Source organism: Siphonobacter sp. SORGH_AS_1065 (genome assembly GCF_030818595.1).
Classification (GTDB): Bacteria; Bacteroidota; Bacteroidia; order Cytophagales; family Spirosomataceae; genus Siphonobacter.
Genome location: NZ_JAUTAM010000010.1, coordinates 59,012 through 78,427, shown reverse-complemented (window position 1 = coordinate 78,427; position 19,416 = coordinate 59,012). Strand labels below are relative to the sequence as shown.

The following is a 19,416-nucleotide window of genomic DNA, read 5'->3' as shown; positions in this document are numbered from 1 at the left end:
GCAACTTAGTAGTATTAAGTTGCCCTCCTTTTGGGTTCTCATGGATGCCAGCTAATATTTTCTTTCAAAATCCGAACAGGTGTGCCTCCGAAAATAGCCTGATTACCTTCCAAGGCTTTACTAATAATAGTCCCTGCAGCAATAATGGATCCGGCGGGAATTTGAGTTCCCTTTAGAAGGGTACACCGGCAACCGACCCATACATTATCACCAATGATAACTGGCCTAGGTGTATTTAGGATAACTCCATCTTTGTTTCTAATAGTGTGTAGATCAGTATCCATCAATAATATCTCCCAAGCTAACATGCAGTTAGCACCGATTTCTATCCGACGGTTACAAATCAATGAAGTCTCGGCCGAGATGTTAAAATTTTCACCAATGATAAGAATACCCTCTTCATTGACGGAGATCTTCGACCCATGTCCAATATTGCTATGACCTTTGAATACTACTTTTCCTGAAACCTGCCATATACTGCGTGACTTTCGTCGGTCAAATATTCCTACTTCTCCATAACCAATCTTTACTTTTCCTGGCCACAAACGCCCTTCAATGGACACATGGCCTGACATACAACTAAGAAGAACTTTTCGGGATAAGAATACTGGAAAACGGATGGCCTGTTTAAAAGGAAAATATTTAAAATTAAACCGGATGGTTGGAATATTAAGATGAGTTAAAATTTCAAAATACTTATTCATAAGCAATTGTTACTTTTTAAGGGTCAGATTCAGACCGCAAGTATAATTCCAACAATTAAGCAGAATCAAAAGATTAAAATTTACCCGTTGTGATTACAGAGCTAGAGCATGTTTCAAATGATTAAGAGGTCTATGGTTGTGATAGTTAATGAATTGTAACACGGCTATTGCACTAATTTTTGAGCATATTCTGGCACAAATTCCTTCAAAAGAATTGGCAATTATTCTCTTCATAAAGAATTGATCACCCAGCGGTCCGCCGCCGCAGCTGGGAGAAAAAGGTCTCGATTTTTTTTCGAATCCGCTGATAGGTACTCGACCATAAGCTGGATTCTTTTTTCATATTTACACGAACAGGCGTGATGAGTGAAATGTTACGGGTAGTTAATAATTCTTGACCATGTTTTAAAGACAGATATCCTTTGTCAGCAATGATCTGGCAATTAGATAGTTGCAGTAATTTTAATTGTTCCAAGAAATGTACATCATGTACGTGAGCAGAATTAATTTCTATGGCAGTAGGAACCCCAGTATCGGTTAATATAACCTGCAGCTTGTATCGGAGTGGCGTCCCACCCAAAATAAGAGCACTTATGAGAGGCATGATATCCGTACGAAGGCGGTAGATCAGCATTTTTATTACCTATTTTACCCGTTGTGCGTATAACCATTCCATCAGGATAAAGGCATGAAACAAGACTAAATCTAAACCTTTCCCCTCGCAAAACTTTCGAATAGGCTGATCATTTTGATATAAAATACAGCGATTAGCTGTCCAAACGCCCGCCAGCCATCTCCGATTTTGTTTATATGCACAACGGGTCTATTTTGTTTCTGTGAACTCTCACCTGATGACATAAGGGTAAAGGCATAGAATCGAGTATGAAAATGGAATTATCAGGGCTGATTTGATTGGCAATCGATTGAGCTACCCGTGAAATGTAGATTTGTAATTTTCTGCGTCTTCGATTATAAGTACTCCGATGGACCAAGCTGGAAAACCAGTTTGGATAATCACTTTTTAGGATAGAAAATAGTGTGTTTTCCGATGGTTCGCCGCTGCGAAGTGATCTGTAGGATTTTGCGGTGATTGACAAGGTAACGATCTCAAGATCAGAAGTTTTGGTGGATTTGACATAAAGCAAAAGATTGTTTCCTTTTCTTAAGGAAGATTGTAGTGAACTTTTGCAGATTTGAAAAATCTTTCGGATCGCCGATGCGATCGTAATTAGATTTTAGGTTGTACATTCCCCGAGAAAGCGTCAGGTACTTTCCTTAAGTTACTCTTTATCAGAAGTCTGTACAACCTATTCTTTTTCTATATGACATATGCACAACGGGTAAAGATTAAATTGAACCGTCTACGTAAAACAGGAGCTATCATTTCTGCTCTTTTTTTTACTTTACCCAAAAGTGAGATTTTGGTAAACAACGCTGCTTACGTATGATTCAGCCCTTTATTGGCGTTCCAGTATTCTTGGTACTCCTGCTATCACTGGGTTGTACCAGCCCTACCTCGGTTGGTCCTACTTCCTCCATCATTCCCCTGTGGCCTGCCGGTCGGATGCCTGATAGCACTGGCGTACATGGCCCGTTAATGACCAGCTCGACGGGCAATATAACGAACGTGGCGGTACCCTACTTGATAATACATAAACCAACTCAATCCAATGGACGAGCCATACTGGTCATCAGTGGAGGTGGGTACAAGCACATTGAATCGGGCAACGAGAGTGGAGCCGCCGCGAATTGGCTGAGCGGGCAGGGATTCACGGCCTTTGAATTAATCTACCGACTGCCCGCTGAAAATTGGCAAACCAAGTTCGTCGCGTTTGAAGATGGGCAACGGGCCCTTCGGCTGATCAAAAGCCTGGCTCCTCAGTATCACTATGAGGCAACTAAAGTCGGGGTGATGGGCTTCTCAGCAGGCGGGCACTTGGCGGGTATGCTGGCGACGGTACCTCAGCGACGCTTTTATCAGCCCATCGATGAGCTGGATAGTCTCCGGGCGGATGTACAGTTTGCCGCTCTGTTGTATCCAGTGGTTACCATGCTTCCCCCTTACAATTCGACGGTGTCAAAAAAAGTACTGTTTGGGAACGGTGACGACCTGCCAGCGGAGCGGCAGTATTCGGTGGAGCAGTTGGTCAGTGCCCAGACACCCCCCATGTTTTTAGCACAAGCCAAAGATGATTCGACGGCCTCGGTCCAGAACAGTGAGTTGCTTTATCAGGCTCTGTCCAGTCATGGGATAGGGGCTTCTCAACTACAGCTTTTTGAGAGTGGGGGGCATGGCTGGGGGCTGGGGAAGGCAGGTACGCCCGAAACCGTATGGCCTTCTTTGTTCCAGGCCTGGGCCGTCAAAAACGGTTTTTGGTAGCGATCAGGTTACCTAAAAGGATAACGCCGTTTGCTCCTAACTCAATACGCCAAAGGCTCCTTGTGTGAGATAATCCAGTGTTCATGAATCTGCTTGATTTTCAGCCTTGAACCAGATGCGTAGCCTCCTTCCAACGAGGACTGAAGGGTGACTAGTACTGAGGCAATCCCTTACCGGAATTAGATGCATCGTATGAATCGATTAAAGCATTCTACTCAGCCGCTCTGTTTGCCGCCAGCGGCTTACAATGTTGATGGCTTAGTGCAATTCTACTTATGAAGGGAAGCCCAGAAACGGTCCGTATTTGTTTTCTAGACTCTTTACGTATCGATACATTATAAAGGTGTTTTAACGTATTGCCCTACGCTATTGTTCTAAATAACCTAAGGCAAATGCTACCCAGTCCTTTATGGATTTATCCAAATACATATCGGGTTGAATACCAATGTTATCGATGGGGTAGTCCGGCAACCGTAAAGCTCGATACGTGGGCATGAATAATTGGTAGGGCGGACAGCCAAAGTCAATCAGATAGGCATTTCCATAATCTAAGGCTCCGTAGCTGGGTGTGCCTAGTACCTTGACTTTTTTACTTTGCTTGGCAATAAACAAAAAATATTCTGCTGAACTGCCTGTGCCTTTGTTGGCAAGAATGACGATTTGTTGGGGACTTTTAGGAGCTAAGGTAAGGGTATCCACATAGACAGGCTGTCCGGTTTTATTGAAGTTCACGAACGTTCCCAGGTTTGCCTTCAAGGTTTGAATCTGTCGATCTGTCCCCTGGGTTGACGTGTTTTTATCCAGGCTTTTTTTATACGTTTCTAGATTATCAATGTACGTTTGAGTAGCTAGAAATTCGGCTCCTGTATGACGTACGAATTTTCCTGAAATGTAAGGAAGCAATCTTTGATAGGCATCCGTGGTTCCACCGGGATTGCCACGAAGGTCAATGATCAGGTTTTTACTGAATTCAAGTAAGGAAATATGTTCAGTCAGGAGGTGGTTGATCGTCTCTAAATGCTGATACTCAAAACTGGGTAGTCTTAAAACCGAAGTCTTTTCGGATAGTTTTTTAAAATAAAAGCCTTCCAGCTCTTTGAGACGGTTTTCGATCTGAATCTTGTCGATCCGAGGTTGGGGCAATTGTTTGGTTAAGACTACCTGTATCTGCTCTAAAAACAATAAGGCTCCATGAAAGCTTTGATACTGTCCTTTCTGAATCGATCGATCCATCAAGGCGTAAGTAAAGTCACCACTGGCAAGCAATTTAAATTTAATGTCTTTCGGTTTCCAGGCATTGGATGCCGACTCAATAATGAACCCGATGTATTCATTAGCGTGGACCTTTTTTAAACCAATTTTATACCCTTGCATGGTATAAATGCCTTCCAGGCTGTCTTGCGTGCTCTGTAGGTGTTGCTCAAATTCTTTAAAATCAATCGTCAGCTTCTCGCTAAATTTACCAGTAGCAGCGGCGAATGGCGTCCCATTAGATCCTACCCAGAGATGCGGATCTTTAAAAAAATCGGTGTATGTTTTCAACAGGCTCTGGCACCCCTTATCATCCCTGTTTTTTGCCTCATTATGGAGCGTTTGCTTTAGACTCTGATAGAGTGAAGGGTCTTGCGTTTTAGCGGAAAAGCCGGGGTATTCGCGTTCTACTTTAATAATCAGCTTTTCCAAAGTTCTCGTACAGGAGCACTGGGGTGGTTGAGCTTGGAGTGGGAGAATGAGCAGTAAAAGGGCAGACAGGTAAAGTAATCGTTTCATTTTGATACAAATCGGTTATCGGGCAAAAGTAATAGGCTGCCGACCCCCTGAAATTGTAAAAATGTAAACCCGCTAGATAAAGAGCCAAAGGCATTCCTGATTAGTATCTACTTTTTTAAAGAACGTACAAGGATTTACAGAAGTGAGTTGTTTAAAGTCTTTGATGAGGTGGGACTGGTCGTAAAACATGCTTTCGTAAGAAAGTTCCGTTAAACTTTTCATGTTTTTTTGATTAGCGATGGCCGCTCTAAATCGATGAATCTTGCGGTATTCAACCGGAGATTTGCCTATTACTTTATTAAAAAGTTTGCTTAGGTACTGCCTCGAAAAGCCATGTCTGTGAGCGATGTCCTCTATTTTTTCTTCTGACTCAAGAGCGAAAAGAACCTCCTTCAGGTGCCGAAACTCCCTGATCTGTAGCTTGGAAAGCCAGTACGCTTCTAATTTTTTTCTCTGAAGGCTTCGATCGGAAGTCGAGAGAATTTCATTCATGTTAGGAATAAAATCAGAGAAGGGATTAAAATCGAGGGCGGTGTTTCGTTCAAAAAGTGAATGAGGATTCTCAATGAAATGATTAATTCCCAGAGGTTTGAAATAAATGGTTATCTCCAGGATCGGTCCATCATAGAGCACCTCAATGGGAGTAGTATAACGGGAAACGAAGTTAGAAAGGACCGTTTGCTGAGCAGAAGGACGAACCAGGAGCCTATTCTTTTCCATCTCAATAGTAACGCCCTGACTTACGGAAACAATAAAATAATTATTGGGGAACGTCCAGTAATGAAGGTTATCAGCATGTGTACCCGGAGCGATGAAGTAATATCCTTCGATATAGGGGGTTAAAGCCTCCAGGGTTGGCCTATAAAATTCCAGGTTCATGGGGTGCTCGTGTAAAGCTTTGTTGTAAATGAATGGACTAGCAAGAAACTGGATAAAGATTCAGGCAATAGCACAAGAGTGATTAACAAAAAATTAGCTGCGACTGCGGCACGTTGACCGGGTTACGCGGATCGGGTCTTCAATGGAAGATAAAAATAAGTGTTCTTGGGCGAGGATTGTGTTTAAATGCCATTTTCTGTGTCTGAAAAACCGTACGATCCTTTTTACGTTTTAAAGGAAGCACTAGAAAAAGTTACTTTGGAAGTGGTAGTAAGCGATAAGTATATTTGTTGAACAAGCAGTACATGATCAGATAGGTACAAGACACCTATATATCAGAGGCTGCTTGTTACGTAAGTGTTTGGATTTAGCTACTTGATTGATCAGAATAAATAAGAGAAAGGCTACAAAAAATAAGACTCCCTCAAAGAAGGAGTCCATTAGGCTACACTTAACCAAAACTAAAAATTAAACGACTTATGGTTTCGAAAGTCCTGCTTTAAGAAAAGCTAGGAACGCTGAGGTGTCATAATTTGCTCCTTGGGGCGGCACCAGGGTTTTTTCACTTTGCGGATCCAGCAACACGTAATAGGGCTGAGAGTTAGCCTGAAAACGCAGGGCCTGCATGGTGCTCCATTTCTTACCGATCGTTTTTATTTCCTTGCCGTTGATTACCGTTTGTTCCGATGGGTCTAATTCCGTTTTATCATCCACATATAATTGAATCAATACGTAGTCCTCTTTAATCGTCTTTAGCACCGCTGGATCAGGCCAGACGGTAGCTTCCATTTTGCGACAGTTTACGCAGGCATGCCCGGTAAAGTCAATTAAAATGGGCTTGCCTACTTTTCGGGCGTACGCCAAACCTTCGTCGTAATCAAAGAAAGCATTCAGTCCCAGGGGAGCGTGAAAGAGTTCGCTATACTTATGCTTTTCGTTTGCAACTGGAGTGCTTCCTGTATTTCCCGCCAGACTAGCCGAATACAGATCGAAGTCCTGGGTTTGTTGCGGGGGCAGAAAAGCAGCAATGGCTTTCAGGGGGGCTCCCCATAGCCCCGGCACCATGTAGAGCGAGAAACTCAGCGAAAGCACTGCCAGAAAGAAGCGGGGTACGGAAAGAGAAACCAGCGGCGAATCATGTGCAAAGCGAAGTTTACCCAAAAGATAAAAGCCCAGACAGGCAAAGAGGATAATCCACAGGACGAGGAAAACTTCCCGGTCAAACCACTGCCAGTGGTAGGCTAAATCAACATTGGAGAGAAATTTCAAAGCCAGGGCCAGTTCCAGGATACCCAGCGTCACCTTCACCGAATTGAGCCAGCCACCGGATTTAGGCAGGGTTTTCATCCAAGAGGGAAACAGGGAAAACAAAGTAAAAGGCAGCGACAGAGCCAGAGCAAAACCGAACATACCCACGGCGGGCCCTAGAAGGGCTCCCTGGGAAGCCGCCTGAACTAAGAGCGTACCGATGATGGGACCCGTACAGGAAAAGCTGACCAGCGAAAGCGTCGTAGCCATAAAGAAAATGCCTAACAGGCCTCCTTTATCGGCTTTTTGATCCATTTTGTTAGCCCAACTACTGGGCAGCATGAGTTCGAAGGCACCCAGAAAGGAAGCAGCAAATACCAGTAGCAGCAGGAAAAACGCAAAATTAAAGAGGCCATTGGTGGAAAGATTATTCAGGGCATCCGCACCAAAGAGAACAGTAATGAGGAGTCCGAGCAGGACATAGATGATGATGATGGACAGACCGTACAGTAGGGCATTACGAATGCCGGAGGAACGTGACTCCGCCTGTTTGGTAAAGAAGCTAACCGTCATGGGTAGCAGAGGAAAGATGCAGGGCATAAAGATGGCAGCTAGCCCCCCTAGCAAACCCGCTACGAAGGTCACCCACAAGGATTCTTCTGCCGGTTGAGGCGTGGCTAACACATCTTTCGCTTCGATTGTCGTGGCAGGTGTACGTCGCACGGTATCGCTTACCTGAGCTTTTGTTACGTTTGCCGTATCTGTTAAAGGCTCCTTGACGATTCCTTTTTCTTCAATTCCTGTGGCTTTTACCGGAATGCTGAACGCTACTTCTTCGGGTGGAAGGCACCGCTGATCATCGCAAACCATGTATTCCAACGTACCTTTAATAGTAGCTGTGGGTTGGGTCAGACGAAATTTTTGCGTGAACACGGCTTGCTTTTCAAACCAGCGAATGTCCATATTGAAAGTCTTCTCAAAACCTTCCATCAGTTTCGATTTTTCCTGAACTTTCCCGAGGGCCGTATAAACTTTGGAGGGTGTAAAGTGGAAAGAAGTGGGCACGGGGCCACCCGCCTTGACGTGCTGGGAATATATATGCCAGCCTTCATCGACGCTGGCGGTCAGGGTAATTTCTACTTCACCTTTTTCCAGCGTTTTCGACGAAAACTTCCAGGAAACGGGTTGTAAAATCTGAGCCTGTCCAATGAGGGACAGGCTCCAGAAAAACACGAAAAAGAGTTTTCTCATGATTTATAATAGGGCTAATGAGCCTTAATCTTTTTTAGAAGTCGTATGAGCGACAATCCAGTCGCCAATCGTAGATAAAACGTCGGCCGGAAATTGTTTTTTCAGACTGGCAAATTCTGAAGGGGTACACTGCTGACAAGCCAGAAACTGGTGATTCAACCCCGGAAAAACTTTAACGGTAACATCCTTATTACCCCCTTGCTGTAGTAATCTCTTGAAGTTATCCAGGTTTTCTTGGGCTGAAACATAGATGTCTTTGTCTCCGTTGATAGCCAAAAAGGGGGCTTGCACGTTGGGTAAAAACTGAGCGGGATCGTATTGAATGTGATAACGATACCAAGGCCCTGTAGCCTGCACAGTATAGGAGTAAATGGGAAAACGAAAGTGATCGTGCTCAATGCCCAGCGATTTTACCAGCTCATCATCTTTCTTTTTCCAGGTATCATAGGTTTGCTGTATGGCCTTTGCCAGACCCAGCGAATCCCGATTGACGTTCGCATACACGGTTTGAAACATCAATCCATTGATCTCATTATATCGCTTTTTGTCATGCTCTGGAATTGGGGCCGCCGCTACCAGATCAGCGTTTTGTTTTAGTAAGGCATCTAGTCCTTTTCTGCCTAAACCAGCCATACTTACTAAAAAGGCCACATCCCGACGACGCGAGCCAATAATGGAAATGACGGCTCCTCCTTCGCTATGCCCGATTAATCCGATTTTTTGGGGATCCACTTTGGGTTGCATTTTCAGAAAATCGATCCCAGCTTCAGCATCCTGAGCGAAATCTTCAGTCGTTGACTGATTATAATTCCCGGAAGTTTTCCCAACCCCCCGATCGTCTACTCTTAAAACCGCGATGCCGCGAGTATTTAGGTATTGAGCCAGGTCGGCGAAAAACCTGAATTTGCCCATGGTGCCATCCCGATCCTGGGGCCCCGTTCCTGAGACGAGAATAACGGCTGGTACTAACCCTTTTTGATTCGGGTAACTCAGCGTTCCGCCGTAAGTAATCCCGTTTTTAGTATAACTGACGCTGTCGCTACGCACGGGCTGAGCCAGGGCCGAACGCATTGTTCCGGCGATCAGCAGTAGTCCTATCATCCAATTCTTCATCTTACTCCGCTTTTTTCGTTAACTCAACCATGGCCGAGATTTCATCCGATAAACCCGTGGCACTTCCTTTGAAACCGACCGTTATGAAACGAAGCTTCCCCTTTTTATCAATGATGAGTTTTTGAGGAATACCGGAGATGCTAAAGGCCTTACAGATGCGTTTGAAGACTTCATCATTGGCTTTGGCATTCGGTAACTTGTTATCAAATAAAACAACGAAAGGGTAGTTGTTTTCCTTGATGTACTGCATGATTTCCTGCTTGTAATTGGGCGTACGCTCTTCGGTATCTACAAAAAAGAATAATACGTCCGGATCATTTTTATACTTCTCAACGGCCAGTTTCATGCCGGGGAAAGAGGCTTTACAGGGAATGCACCAGGTTGCCCAGAAGTCCATCACAATCGTCTTGCCGCGTAGCTGACTAAACTTGACGGTTTTGCCATTTCCATCTTTCATCGTCCAGTCGGGCATGTCCTTGTTGATCATGATTTTTTCCAGCTCTTTTAATTCTTTTGAAGCTAGCTCCTGACTTTTCAGCCCCTCTACATACGTCTCAAAACCCGTCAACGAGCCTTTGGAACGCTGGTAGTCTTTCTTCAACAATTCCAGCATCTCAGGAGAACTCTGGTTTTCGTGCATACTTTTTACCAGTAATTCCCGCAGTTCGTTTGGCTTGTTGAAATGATCGAGTAGCAAAGCTTGCTCATTATTCAGCTCCGCCCGTTTGTATTGCCAGACTTGCTGCGTGCGGTTAGCCAGAGCTAGGGCCTCTTCAAAATGTCCCGTATTACGTAAAATCTGAATCTGAGTTAAAGCGATGGATCGCAAAAAGATTTCTTCGTATGTAGCCTGATACTCTAAAGGGGACAAATACCAATAATCGGCCGGACGCTGGTTTTTAAAGCTTTCCATACGATCCAGTAAGGCCTGAGCGGGAGCCAGTAAGGTTTTGTCGTCTGCTTCATCTTTGCGTTTATGAGCAATCTCAATCGTTTTGTAATAAATCGTTGGAATCACCGAGAAAGGCAACTCATGAGCCAAAGCAGTTAAGGCCGCGTAATCTTTCTTAAGCAGGGTCTGAATCGCCAGATTTAAATAGACCGAGGTGTAATTGACGTTATAAGCATGATTAAAGGTATAATCGGCATCGTTGTAAGGGAATTTTTGAAGAAAAGCCCGGCTTAACTCTACTTTCTTCTCAAAATTCGATTCCAAATTCATCTGACGGAAAGCCTTCAGTCGAGCCAGATTTCCCGCTGGAAACTGTTTCTCCAAAGCCTGTTGCAGCGAATCGGCACGGGTTTTACTACCTGGAATCTGTGAAAAAATAGTATAAGCCTTCATCAGATTTTCTTCACCGGAAAGACCCATGAGATACTGGGTAGCCCGATTGATGCGGGGCATGGCGGCTTCTCCCTGAAATTTGTAAAGCGACCGAGCAAAAGGAACCGCAACTTTAGAACCAGCCTGCTTGAAATTAGAGCTAATCTCCTGATTCATCCAGTGATAAGTAGCCGTATCGCTGATGGAAACTCCTTCCAGATAGCCCGGAATAGTAAGGCCATAATTCGGAGATCGCATCAATCCCCATCCGGCGTAGGCACCGGGAGCTTGGGGACTGGTATCCGACTTCAACATAATGGTAAAAGACTGATTATCATTATTGTCTACTAGTTTTCCGCTTTGATATTTAATAGTGGCCAGTCCACAATCGTTGCCTAACTGAAGTTTCGCCTTCCAGGTCTGACCTTCCTGCGTTAAAGGCAAATCGTTGGCATGCCAAGCGTAGTTGTCGTAAGTGTAAACAACCGCTTTAATATCTTTTTTACCCGCCAAAGCAGAACCTTCGGGGGTATAGGTGATTAGTAATTGATCGCCGGGCTTAGCAACCGCCGGAGTAAAAACAACCCGTTGCGTTGGATTTTGCCCGAAAAGCGAGGAGGAAAGAAGCAGGGATAATCCCAGAATTAACGTTTTCATGAGCTTGGTTAAATGCGTTTTTAGTTTTTATAGAAGGCAATGGTTTTTGCCGGAAAGTTGATGACGGTTTTATAGGGAATCAGAAAGGGCGTTCCCAGCAATCTTTGAATCGGTAATGGTTGCTTGGCATTGATGTGCATACAACGGGCTCGGGGCAGTAAGGGACCATCATCCAACCGTTTTACGTATCATGGCTTTTATAAACCCGGATGAACTGAAGTCATCCGGGTTTTTCAATCATTAAGGATTTGGAACAATCTCGGGATTCAGCTGAATCAGATATGAGGCGATGGGGAATACGTAACGTTTACTATCTGGCGTTAGCGTATAGGTAACACCGTTAAAGGTCCGGGTAATCGTTTTCTGAAATATAGTTTCGCTTTTCAGGCGACGCATATCCCACCAGCGAAGGTTACGAAAACAAAACTCCCGACGACGTTCGTTAATCACTTGTATCAGAGCGTCGTTGGCGGAAGTAGCCGTTAGGGCCACAAAACCAGAAGCCTTAATTCGGTTTCGACGAAGGGTATTTACCAGTGCCATCGCCTGGGCAGGCTGACCGGCCCGAGCCCGGCCTTCGGCTTTAATCAGAATCATCTCCGCTACAGATGGGCCGACGTTTCTTGGTTCACTAATGGCCTGATCCCGGTAATAGTAGCGTCCGGTATACGCGGATGAAATTTTGGAAGCGGGAACGGTAAACAGGTTGTACCGCTGATCCGTCGTATCATACAAAGCCAAAAGGTCCGTGCTCATCCGTAAGGCCGTTGGTGTATAGCCTTCTGTTCCGGAATTAACCGTTTTGGAAAGCAGGAGCTCCGGGTCGTTGATCCGCTTGTGATGTTGGGAAGCCGCTGTTAACGTCGAAAGATTATTTAGCGTACTACGAAGAGCCAGGGCACTGTCCGCGTAGGCTTCCGCATTCGCATAATCATTCTTATACAGATAGGTCCGGGCCAGTAATCCATAAACCGCAGGTTTCGACGGCAGGGTATTATACGCCTGCGTTACCGGAATGGCAGGAACAGCCTGTTTTAAATCCTTCAGAATCTGCTGATACACGGCTTCTACACTGGCCCGTTCCAGGGACTGCGAAACGGTTTGAGTGGTCAGTAAGGGCACGCCCAAATCGGTAGCGGCATTAGCTCCGTAGGGCAGAGCATACTGATTAATCAGGTTTAGATAGGCATCCGCCCGGTGCACGAGGGCTTCTGCAGTAAGAGCGGCAATCTGAGCAGGGGTACCCGTACTGGCGGGCAATTCGCTAATGATGGTATTGGTGTTGTAGATGATGGAATACATCCGGTTCCAGTCCCGATCATTTTCGTAACTAGTGCCCAATACAAAAATATTATCCTGCCAGGTATAGCTATTACGGTAAGGGGCGTACGTATCCGAAGAAATAAGACTGCTTTGCTGGCTGGCATCTACAATAGACACATCGTCACTAGCCAGGTTACCTAGTACCGTATTCGTTTCATACGTTGACGTATTGTTAAGTAAATACCGATAATTCTGAATATCCTTTGGAACCAGGCTGCCCTGCGTACGAATATCTACGTACTTTTCGCAACTACTTAGCAGCATGGTAATACCTAATAGACTGATTGACAAAGTATTCTTTTTCATGAAGTTCTGGCGTTAGAAGTTTACGTTGAGGGAAAACGTATAAGAAGGACTCGGCGGAATGCCCAGCGTGGTGCTGGATAGGCTGTTGGCAAAGACGGGATCAAAGCCTTCCTTATTCTTCGTCCAGATCAACCCCAGGTTACGAACGGCTACACCTAGTGAAGCTCCTTTAAATCCAGCCAACTGAGCGAATCGCTCCGCAACCTGATAGGTTAGAGAAACCTCCCGCAGACGGATAAAATCGCCGGGCAGCACGTTAAGGTCTGAGTTCTGAAAACGATAGAGGCTAACTCCGGCGTAAGTACCGGCCATACCCGGAACGTTCGTTGTCAGCTCATCACCGGGATTTTTCCAGCGTTTGGCAATGTCCGCACTCAGGTCGTACTTCAACTGAGCATTTCTTCCCAACGCCGTTGGATAACTTGAAATCGTAGGTTTAATGAAAACATTACCAAAGCTATAGGTGGCCAGTGCATAGAGGGAGAACCCTTTATAGCGAATCGTGGCGTTAAAACCTCCGAAGTAGGGGGCTGTTAAACGGCCCACATGCTTAAGGGCATCCAGTGAGGTAATGGACTGATTAGGAGCCAGCTTTTCACCGTTTTCATTATACACTAGCGTCATCCCTGTTGCATCCAGGCCCGCAAAACGATACACCAGAAGCTTATCCGTAGTGTAGCCTTTCATCCAGTTCTGGAGCGTAGGGTTGGAAAGAATGGTTGAAGTAGCTACGAAGCGAGTGTCTGTTACCTGATTCGTATTGTAAGCGAAGGTAAGCCCGGCCTGAACCCCCCAATCGTTTTTCCGTATCACATCCGCTTTCAGGCCTACATCGACCCCTTTACCAGAGAGTGAGGTGGTGTTTCTTTTTAAAGTACTTATTCCATAGGTTGGGTTGATGGGGAATTCGTAGATAATATCCCGACCCTGCTTCGTATAAAAGTCAATCGAACCATTCAGGCGACGGTTGAACAACCCAAAATCAACGGCTACGTTATACACATAGGTTTTTTCCCAGCGTAAGGTAGGGTTGGCGGGATTAAGAATACCCGCAGCGGGGTTAGTCGTCAGCGGATCTGAACCAGTCAGATACATGCTGGTGAAAGGATACATATCGGTGGCGATATTCCCATTCACTCCGTAGGTGGTGCGAAGCCCCAGGGAGTTAATCCAGGATAAATTTTTCAGGAAATGTTCCTGATCCAGATTCCACTTTAAACCCGTTGACCAAAGCGGTGTAGCCCGGTAGGAACGGTCCACTCCAAAGTTGTTATAATCATCGTATCGAACGCTTCCTGAAAGTGTGTACCGATTTTTGAGCGTGTAAGAGGCATTGGCATAATAGGAGAGGAATCGACGGGTTTTATCTTCCTGAGTCGGCCCTCCGCTAATCACGCTCTGACCTCCCGTCAGCGTACTATACGGCATAGCATAGTTTACGTTTTGAGCTAAACCCCGATCCATGTAATACCCATACATGGTAGAGCTACCCTGGCTAGCCATCGTCTGGCGAATCTCCGTACCGGCAATGGCATTGATCTGATGATCAGTCCCATAATTCTGGTTAAAAGCTAACTGACCACGTAGGCTGTAGTTGTTAAACTGGGTGTTCGTCTGGTTTAGCGTACCTCCTTTCGGAATGGCCGTAACCAGCTGGCCATTGGTTCCAACCACCGTTGCGTTGTTTAATAAATCTCGGGTAGCGTAGGTGTCAATTGAATTGTAGCGACGGCCTTGTGCAAAAGAGCGTTCATTACTGAAAAAACCGTTGGCCGACAAGCCTTTAAAGAGGGGAACGTTTACATTTATCGTGGCTAGATAGTTGTTATCCGAAGAAGAATTGTCATTGAAATCCATTTCGTCGAGATAGTTATACCGCCAGGGTAAATAGCCTTGTTTTTCCAGCGTAGAGAGATAAGAATCGTAATACGATCGGGCGTAGGAAAGCCGCTTTCCATTGGCATCTACGAGTTGGTCGTAAGGCATGAAGGTAATCGACGAGGGGCTGAAGAGCGAATTCAAACCCACAGCCCCCATTTTATACTTAAACATGGAGGCCTTGAGATTCGTTGAAATCGTGATTTTATCAAAGACTTTAAACGAATTATTCAGGGTCAAGGTCAGCCGCTGACCGTTAGTTCCTCTGGTATTAGGCCGTTCCTTGCTGTAAGAGGCACTGTAAAAGTACGTCGAGGCAAGGCCTCCTCCCGATAAAGAAAGGTTATACTGCTGGTTAGCCGTGGGCTGTAAAATGTATTGGGAGATTTGATCAAAACCATTGCCCCGTGCCCGGATGCTGTTTAATGCGTCATCGTACTGAGCCTGCGTTAGACGTCCAGCTTTTAACTGAAAAGTTAAATCCGTTACCTCACTGACCCGTTGAGGAAAAAGCGTGGTTGTTAAAGGATTAATGATGAGTCCTTTGTTGACGGCTTCCTGCTCGTAGTCAATGGTCTGATCTACGGACATCAAACGTAAATAATTCAGTCGGGGTGGCCCGGAAGTCATGAAATCGGTAGAAAAATTCAGGCGTGGTCCCTGATTAATATTTCCTTTTTTCGTGGTAATGACGATGACGCCGTTAGCCGCCCGCGTACCCCAGATCGATGCCGCAGCGGCATCTTTCAGAACCGTGATGTTTTCAATATCGCGGGGGTTAAACGTCTTTAAATCCAGTGTGGTAATGGCTCCGTCTACCACAATTAAGGGGAGGGCCTCTCCCTGGCTGGTCGAGATTCCACGAATGGCCAGATTGTAGTCAGACCTACCTACGGTGCGGGTACCACTGGCTATGGCAAATTGCGTATTCGCATAGGTAAAGGTGTTATCCCCGCCGGTCAGTTGAACGTCCAGCCCCGGAACCTGGCCTTCCAGTCGCTGAATAAGGTTAGGGGTTGGTATTTTTTCAATCTCTTTGGCACTAATGCTTCCAAAAGCCCCGGTCGCCCGTTCTTTAGGTAACGCCTGATAGCCCGTACTTACCACCGAAACTTCATTCAAGGATTTACCCTCGTGAGCTTCCATGATGATATTGAGCGTACCCAGTTCACTCACTACCACTTCCTTATCTTTATAACCAACGAAAGTGATTACCAGGTGTTCGCCGGGTTTCATTCCCGACAGATTGTAATTGCCTTTTTCGTTAGCTGTCGTTCCTCTCCGGGTGCCTTTTACCCAAACGTTGGCAAAGGGCAGGGCTACTCCTTCGGTAGTCGTGATGTTTCCCCGAACGATCTGATCCTCATCTACATAAGCAGGAGCCGAAGGGCTCGTAGGTTTGGGAGAGGAGGTTGGCGAAGGCGGGGGTGTCTGAAAAAATCTAGCGTCTCTGGCCACGATACTGTATGAGTTACCGCTGACATAGAGAAACAATAAATTGTTGGGATACAATACGTTTTTTAGTATTTCTTCTACTGAATCACCAGTAAGAGCCGAAGCAGAGACAGACTTACCACGAAGTAAATTGTGTTCATAGGCAAATTTGGTTTTGAATTTCTTTTCGATCTGGGAAATAGCTTCTGACAGAGGAATCGTACGCTGCTGGGCATGGACAAAACCATCCAACAGTACCAGCAGCAGGCAGGTACCGATTAATCGGATAATCGAATTTTTCATGTTTGGTTACCGGGATCTTAAAGTAATGGTGTGACCGTTTTTATAGATGTTTACATTCAAGATGTTGGATAGGGTATACAAAATGGTCTCCTCGCTACCGAAGGCAATGGTACCGTCAATTTGCTTGGATGCTAGGGTCGAATCCTCTAGAATGACTCGATATCCATAGGTGTCTTCGAAATTGTCAATGATCTGCCGGGCGGTCAGTCCGTTGACAACCATATTACCTTCCAGCCAGGCCTGTGGTACGCTTTGCACCTGCCGGATGTTTTGTTTCTTGAGTTGCCCATCGTAGTGAACGACTTCCCCGGGTTTCATCAGCAGCGTCTGTCGGGAGTCCCGAACACTGATTTTCCCTTCGAGTAAAGCCACCAGCACCTGATTACGGCGTTCTTTGACATTAAACTTGGTTCCTAAAACTTCAATCGTCAACTGATTGGCGTGAACCTGAAACTGATCCTGTCGACGAATTTGCTTGGGATCTTTATTCAAGTGATTAACTTCCAGAAATGCTTCCCCATTGACCCAAACCTCTCTCACACTTTTCCAACGCCAAGCTCGGTGATAACTAATCGACGAATTGGCATTAAGCGTGACCACACTCTCGTCGGGTAATGTTACTTTTTTATGCTGAGCGTAATCCGTTCGAATGGTAATCATCGATTGAGCATACCAGCCAATACCCCCTAAAATCGCCAGACTGGCGGCAAGTCCCGCTCCAACCCTCTTACTCCAGCGGATGACTAGGCCCCGCCGTTCTTCTTGACCGATACTTGTATTAATATCCCTGAGTAACTGATCCCGGAAAACTTCGCCAGGTTCCATTCGTTTAACGGAGACAATAATCTCCAGTAATCGGGTTGCTTTTTCAAATTCTTCCCGATTGACGGGATTTGTGCGAAGCCATTCGGCCCACGATTGCTCATCGGTTCCCGAACGTTCCTTAACCCAGCGAATGAAATCAGTATCATTCAAAAAATCTTCCGTACTGTAGGTATTGTATTTACTCATGGATGGCCACTTTAATTGGGCTTCTATTCATACAAACCGAAGAAAGATTGGCAGTACCCCATCGGCTCAGAATTTTTTTATAAATTTTTTCTAGAAAATTCATGCAACGGGTTGTTGTTCACGTAAAACCCTGAACGACAATCCGTTAATACCTGAAAAATAGAATAGAGGTTAGAGAATGCCTTTGATGCGTAAAAGCAGTAAAAGGCTGATACTAGAGTTGGGAAGGTCTAGAATACTGCGAAGGGTCTCCATGGCTCGACTATTAAGCTTGTAAACGCCTTTCACGGTAATACTCATCATGAAAGCGATTTCATGAAATTCCAATTCTTCAAAATATCGAAGATACAACACTTCCTTTTGTCGAGGACTGAGTTGATTGAGGGCCTGAATTACCTGGCGAGATTGAGCATCAACCTGTTCCAGACGAATGAATTCCGTTTCAGCGTTGAAGTCAATTTTGAAATCGTCAGCTTCTTCAATATCGACATATTGAAGGTTACTCTTTTTTGTCGAACTATTTAAAATAAGGTTTCGCAGCGACGCTAGAAGAAAATAGCGGATATTGTCAGTAGCACTCGTACCGGATCGATTCGTCCAGAGTTTCACGAACAAATCATGAATATAATCCCGGACTTGTTCCGGGTTGCCCAACTTTCGCATACCGTATTCATACAGAGCTTTATAATGCTGGGCGTAGATTAACTCAAAGGATTCACGATTTCCTTGCAAGAATGTGTTCCATATGTCAACATCTTCCGTTTTCACCTTGAATCCTTGGCAATTAGTAGGCGTTTTGATTGCTCACTACACTAAAATGTAACTACAAGTATAGATAAAACAAATCGAATTGCGGTCATTAGGCGTTCAACGCTTTCTGTATTCGTGCTAAGCATATTCTTTAGGTTATGATTTGTCTAACTTTAATCGTATTGAGAATACAAGGAAACCTTACCGTGGTGGAAGAGAAAGGGAATACGACCTCGGATTGCTACTTTCACCGTTCCCCAATGAAGAACGACTTAGCTGAGAGAGCATCAGAAACGACTGTTGGACAGGCTGTTAGAAGAGATAGGTTATTTACTTAGCTAGCGACCGATTTCCGGATTCATTGATAGCACTAGGCAAATATGTAGTTGCTTTGATTGAATTGAAATTTATGCCATATGCACTTATTACCGACAGGGAGAAGCTAAAACAGAGTATAAGGCTTTTTCTCTTCGGCCTGATCCTGCGACAGGTCAACGCAATGCGGATCAATATTAAGTCACTCCGGAGACACTTAAAGTATTCGAATTAGTAGATAGAGTGGGGTCTCATGCTTCAACGGAAAGACCCTGGGAATATATGCATGAGAAATGGATGCTTTCACAAACGATGGGCAGTACTAATTAGGAACGTGTTTCTGCGAAAGTCTAATTAATGAAAATAAAAATGGCAGGCTGATATTGAAGTGCCCCCCAAAAGTTGGACAAAAACTTTTGGGGGGCACTTCACATTCTATTGGTAGGCAACAAAGCACGGTAATGCATGAGTTAGCACATCTAATCTGTGACCACCCGCTACCTTCAGATGTTATTATTCCAGGATTGCCCTTTCTTCGCAAGTATCAGCCACAGCATGAACAGGAAGCAGAATACTTGGGAGCAACCTTACAAATCTCCAGAAAAGGGCTTGTTTGGGCAATGAAACAAAAAATGACTAAAGAGGAAATAGCAGAATACTATAAGGCAAGTCAAGAAATGGTAACTTATAGACTTAATATTTCTGGAGTAGCTAGACAGTTTTCTAAATCTTAAAATAGGATTATTCAGTAGTTAATAGGAACTAAACAT

At 44.9% G+C, this 19,416-nt stretch carries 14 protein-coding genes; 2 read left to right on the top strand and 12 right to left on the bottom strand.

Features of this window, described 5'->3' with window-relative positions; translation table 11 throughout:
- Positions 1-38 precede the first annotated feature (38 nt).
- Together QE390_RS24660 and QE390_RS24825 are read right to left on the bottom strand one after the other, a co-directional pair.
- Positions 39-704, bottom strand: a complete 666-nt coding sequence (locus QE390_RS24660; RefSeq protein WP_307144371.1) for a DapH/DapD/GlmU-related protein — start codon at positions 702-704, stop codon at positions 39-41.
- A 244-nt stretch (positions 705-948) separates the two neighbouring features.
- Entirely contained in the window at positions 949-1,308 is a 360-nt protein-coding gene (locus QE390_RS24825; protein WP_373424582.1) for a transposase, read from the bottom strand.
- 840 nt (positions 1,309-2,148) lie between these two features.
- Here QE390_RS24825 and QE390_RS24655 point away from each other — a divergent pair.
- On the top strand, positions 2,149-3,084 hold the full coding sequence (locus tag QE390_RS24655; protein ID WP_307144370.1) for an alpha/beta hydrolase: 936 nt from the start codon (positions 2,149-2,151) through the stop codon (positions 3,082-3,084).
- Positions 3,085-3,450: 366 nt separating this feature from the next.
- Here the strand turns inward: QE390_RS24655 and QE390_RS24650 are convergent, their stop codons facing one another.
- The 10 genes from QE390_RS24650 to QE390_RS24605 all read right to left on the bottom strand — a co-directional run bounded on the left by QE390_RS24650 (position 3,451) and on the right by QE390_RS24605 (position 18,313).
- Positions 3,451-4,854, bottom strand: coding sequence for a S41 family peptidase (locus QE390_RS24650; RefSeq protein WP_307144369.1), 1,404 nt, complete (start codon positions 4,852-4,854; stop codon positions 3,451-3,453).
- A 72-nt stretch (positions 4,855-4,926) separates the two neighbouring features.
- Complete coding sequence (locus QE390_RS24645; protein WP_307144368.1) at positions 4,927-5,733, bottom strand: AraC family transcriptional regulator; 807 nt, start codon at positions 5,731-5,733, stop codon at positions 4,927-4,929.
- A 477-nt stretch (positions 5,734-6,210) separates the two neighbouring features.
- The gene (locus QE390_RS24640) at positions 6,211-8,232 is read right to left on the bottom strand and encodes a cytochrome c biogenesis protein CcdA (protein WP_307144367.1); all 2,022 of its coding nucleotides are present in this window, start codon (positions 8,230-8,232) and stop codon (positions 6,211-6,213) included.
- A 24-nt stretch (positions 8,233-8,256) separates the two neighbouring features.
- A complete protein-coding gene (locus tag QE390_RS24635) occupies positions 8,257-9,345 on the bottom strand; it encodes a S9 family peptidase (RefSeq protein ID WP_307144366.1) in 1,089 nt (362 codons plus the stop codon).
- Between the two features lies 1 nt (position 9,346).
- On the bottom strand, positions 9,347-11,326 hold the full coding sequence (locus QE390_RS24630; RefSeq protein WP_307144365.1) for a TlpA disulfide reductase family protein: 1,980 nt from the start codon (positions 11,324-11,326) through the stop codon (positions 9,347-9,349).
- Between the two features lie 20 nt (positions 11,327-11,346).
- Positions 11,347-11,502 (bottom strand): hypothetical protein, encoded by a 156-nt coding sequence (locus tag QE390_RS24625; RefSeq protein WP_307144364.1) that lies wholly within the window; start codon positions 11,500-11,502, stop codon positions 11,347-11,349.
- A gap of 64 nt (positions 11,503-11,566) precedes the next feature.
- Entirely contained in the window at positions 11,567-12,955 is a 1,389-nt protein-coding gene (locus tag QE390_RS24620; RefSeq protein WP_307144363.1) for a RagB/SusD family nutrient uptake outer membrane protein, read from the bottom strand.
- A 12-nt stretch (positions 12,956-12,967) separates the two neighbouring features.
- A complete protein-coding gene (locus QE390_RS24615) occupies positions 12,968-16,570 on the bottom strand; it encodes a SusC/RagA family TonB-linked outer membrane protein (protein WP_307144362.1) in 3,603 nt (1,200 codons plus the stop codon).
- A gap of 6 nt (positions 16,571-16,576) precedes the next feature.
- Positions 16,577-17,581 (bottom strand): FecR family protein, encoded by a 1,005-nt coding sequence (locus QE390_RS24610; RefSeq protein WP_307144361.1) that lies wholly within the window; start codon positions 17,579-17,581, stop codon positions 16,577-16,579.
- A 171-nt stretch (positions 17,582-17,752) separates the two neighbouring features.
- Positions 17,753-18,313 (bottom strand): RNA polymerase sigma factor, encoded by a 561-nt coding sequence (locus QE390_RS24605; protein ID WP_307144360.1) that lies wholly within the window; start codon positions 18,311-18,313, stop codon positions 17,753-17,755.
- Between the two features lie 716 nt (positions 18,314-19,029).
- On the opposite strand from QE390_RS24605, the gene QE390_RS24600 reads away from it, so the two are divergent.
- Positions 19,030-19,380, top strand: coding sequence for an ImmA/IrrE family metallo-endopeptidase (locus QE390_RS24600; protein ID WP_307144359.1), 351 nt, complete (start codon positions 19,030-19,032; stop codon positions 19,378-19,380).
- Positions 19,381-19,416 lie beyond the last annotated feature (36 nt).